2 protein-coding genes and 1 pseudogene (1 of these 3 cut by a window edge) are annotated in these 2731 nt (G+C 75.2%); 1 reads left to right on the forward strand and 2 read right to left on the reverse strand.

From position 1 onward, the window contains the following. A pseudogene (bioD, locus tag D455_RS29410) lies at positions 1-62 on the reverse strand (dethiobiotin synthase); it reaches 687 nt to the left of the window's first position. Then, positions 59-1396 carry an adenosylmethionine--8-amino-7-oxononanoate transaminase gene (locus D455_RS0106195; RefSeq protein ID WP_017569890.1) on the reverse strand — a complete coding sequence of 446 codons (1338 nt, stop codon included), beginning with the start codon at positions 1394-1396 and terminating at the stop codon, positions 59-61. The pseudogene bioD and the gene D455_RS0106195 overlap by 4 nt, the downstream one beginning before the upstream one ends. A gap of 236 nt (positions 1397-1632) precedes the next feature. On the opposite strand from D455_RS0106195, the gene D455_RS29415 reads away from it, so the two are divergent. After that, a partial coding sequence (locus D455_RS29415) for an aminotransferase class I/II-fold pyridoxal phosphate-dependent enzyme (RefSeq protein WP_017569891.1) occupies positions 1633-2731 on the forward strand: 1099 nt, incomplete at its 3' end.

The following is a 2731-nucleotide window of genomic DNA, read 5'->3' on the forward strand; positions in this document are numbered from 1 at the left end:
GCGGCCGTGGTCACCGTCTTGCCGACCTCGGTACCGGTCCCCGTCACCACCAGGACGCTCACCGCGGCCCCTCCCCAAGGGAGGCCCGTACCGCCGCGACCATTCCGGCGGCGATGGCGGCCACGTCCTCGGAGGTGCACACGTAGGGCGGCATGGCGTACACGTGCTCGCGGAAGGGCCGCAGCCACACCCCCGCCTCCACCGCGGCCCGGGTGGCCTCGCCCACGCGCACCGGCGCGTCCAGTTCGACCACGCCGACGGCGCCGAGCACGCGCACCTCCCGCACGCCCGGGACCCCTTCGAGGGGGGCCAGGCCCTCGCGCAGGCCGGACTCGATCCGCGCCACGTCACCCCTCCAGTCGCCCCCGGTCAGCAGTCCCACCGAGGCCAGGGCGGTCGCGCAGGCCAGCGGGTTGCCCATGAACGTGGGCCCGTGGGCGAGCACCGGCACCTCCCCCTCGGCGATGCCCCGGGCCACCCCGCCAGTGCACAGGGTCGCGGCGAGGGTCAGATAGCCGCCGGTCAGCGCCTTGCCCAGGCACAGGACGTCGGGTGCGACCCCGGCGTGGTCGGCGGCGAACAGCTCACCGGTGCGGCCGAAGCCCGTGGCGATCTCGTCGAACACCAGCAGCAGGCCGTGCTCGTCGGCGATCCGCCGCAGCTCCCGCAGGTAGCCCGGATGGTGGAAGCGCATGCCGCCCGCGCCCTGCACCACCGGCTCGACGATGACGGCGGCCAGTTCGTCGGCGTGCTCGGCGGCCAGGCGCTCGAAGGCGGCCACGTACCCGGGGTCGGGCTCGGTGTCGAACCCGGCGGGCGGCGCGGGCGCGTGCACCTGGGAGGGCAGCACGTCCCCCCACAGGGAGTGCATGCCGCCGGAGGGGTCGCACACGCTCATGGCGTGGAAGGTGTCGCCGTGGTAACCGCCCCGCCAGGTGAGGAAGCGGCGTCGTTCCGGGTTCCCGGTGGAGCGGTGGTACTGCATGCACATCTTCATGGCGACCTCCACCGACACCGAGCCGGAGTCGGCGAGGAAGACGTGCTCCAGCGGTTCGGGGGTGATCTCCACCAGGGCCTCGGCCAGGTCGGCGGCGGGCCCGTGGGTGAGACCGCCGAACATGACGTGGCTGAACGCGTCCGTCTGCGCGCGCACGGCGGCGTCGAGCACCGGGTGGCGGTAGCCGTGGATCGCCGACCACCAGGACGACATCCCGTCCACCACGTGGCGGGTGCCCTCCTCCGACCACAGGGTCAGCCGTGTCCCCTCGGCTCCGGTGACCACGTACGGTCGTTCGCCGGCGGGGACGGTGGTGTAGGGGTGCCACAGGTGGGCGGTGTCCGCGGCGCGGATCCGGGAGGACCGGTCTCCGCCTGTTCCGGAGGGCGTCGAGGTCATGGTGCCCCATTGTTCACTCCGGGCGCCCGGGGGTTCCCGTACGGTCCTACCAGGAATCCACGCGGATCTTTGTGGGCTTCCACGGGTGACGCGCGTCCGCTCCGACCGGCAGAGTCGTAGGCGCCTCCCTGGCATGGAGGATCGGACCGCCCCAGCGGGATTGGCCGCCGCTGGGTCGGTCCCTCCCAGGGTGTGTGCCACGACCGCGCCCGCGTCCCGAGGAGACCACCGCACGTATGCCGAGCCCCGTCACCACCGCACCGACCCGCCGCCCGTGGACGCTGCGCGCCGCGGCCCGCACGCGTTCCGCGCGGACGCTGCCCTCGGGTCACCCCTTCGCGTGGTTGGACGGGGCCGCCCGCAGGCGCGCCGAGATCGGGCTGACGCGACGCGCCTCGCCCCGACCGGCCGTGGACGGTCTGCTCGACCTGGCGGGCAACGACTACCTCGGGATGCTGCGGCACCCGGACGTGGTGGCGGCCGCCGCCGACGCCGCCCGCGTGTGGGGCGCGGGCGCGGGCGGATCGCGTCTGGTCACCGGGGACACCGGCCTCCACCGGGAGTTGGAGCGCGAACTGGCCGGCTTCTACGGCGCGGAGGCGGCGCTGGTGTTCTCCTCGGGGTACACGGCGAACCTGGCGATGGTCACCGCGCTGGCCGCACGCGACGGCGGTCCCCCTCCCCTGCTGGTGTGCGACCGGCACAACCACGCGTCCCTCATCGACGCGACCCGTCTGGCCAGGGCCTCGGGGGCGGGTGTCGCGCTCTTCGACCACGCCGACCCCGACCGGGCCGCCGAGGAACTCACGGCCGCCGAGGGGCGCGCCCTGCTGCTGAGCGACACCGTGTTCTCGGTGGACGGGGACCTCACCGACGTGCCGGCCCTGGCGCGCGCGGCCCGTGAGCACGGCGCCGCCCTGCTGCTGGACGACGCGCACGGCCTGGGCGTGGTGGGTCCCGGCGGAAGCGGAACGGCGACCGCCGCCGGGCTCCGGGGCGCGGACGACGTGGCGGTGTCGGTGACCCTGTCCAAGTCGCTCGGGTCCCAGGGCGGTGCGGTGCTGGGGTCGCGCCGGGTGATCCGCCACCTGGTGGAGACCGCGCGCACGTTCGTCTTCGACACCGGACTGGCCCCGGCCTCCGCGGGTGCCGCCCTGGCCGCGTTGCGCGTGCTGCGCGCCGAACCCCGGCTGGCCGACGCGGTTCGTGACCGCGCGCTGCGGCTGTCGGAGGGGCTGCGCGAGCGCGGGTTGTCGGCGAGCGCGCCCGACGCCGCCGTGGTGTCCGTGTTGGCCCCCTCGCCCGGGGCCGCCCTGGAGTGGCGCGACGCCTGCC

Origin of the sequence: Nocardiopsis halotolerans DSM 44410, assembly GCF_000341065.1 — a bacterium.
GTDB lineage: Bacteria > Actinomycetota > Actinomycetes > Streptosporangiales > Streptosporangiaceae > Nocardiopsis > Nocardiopsis halotolerans.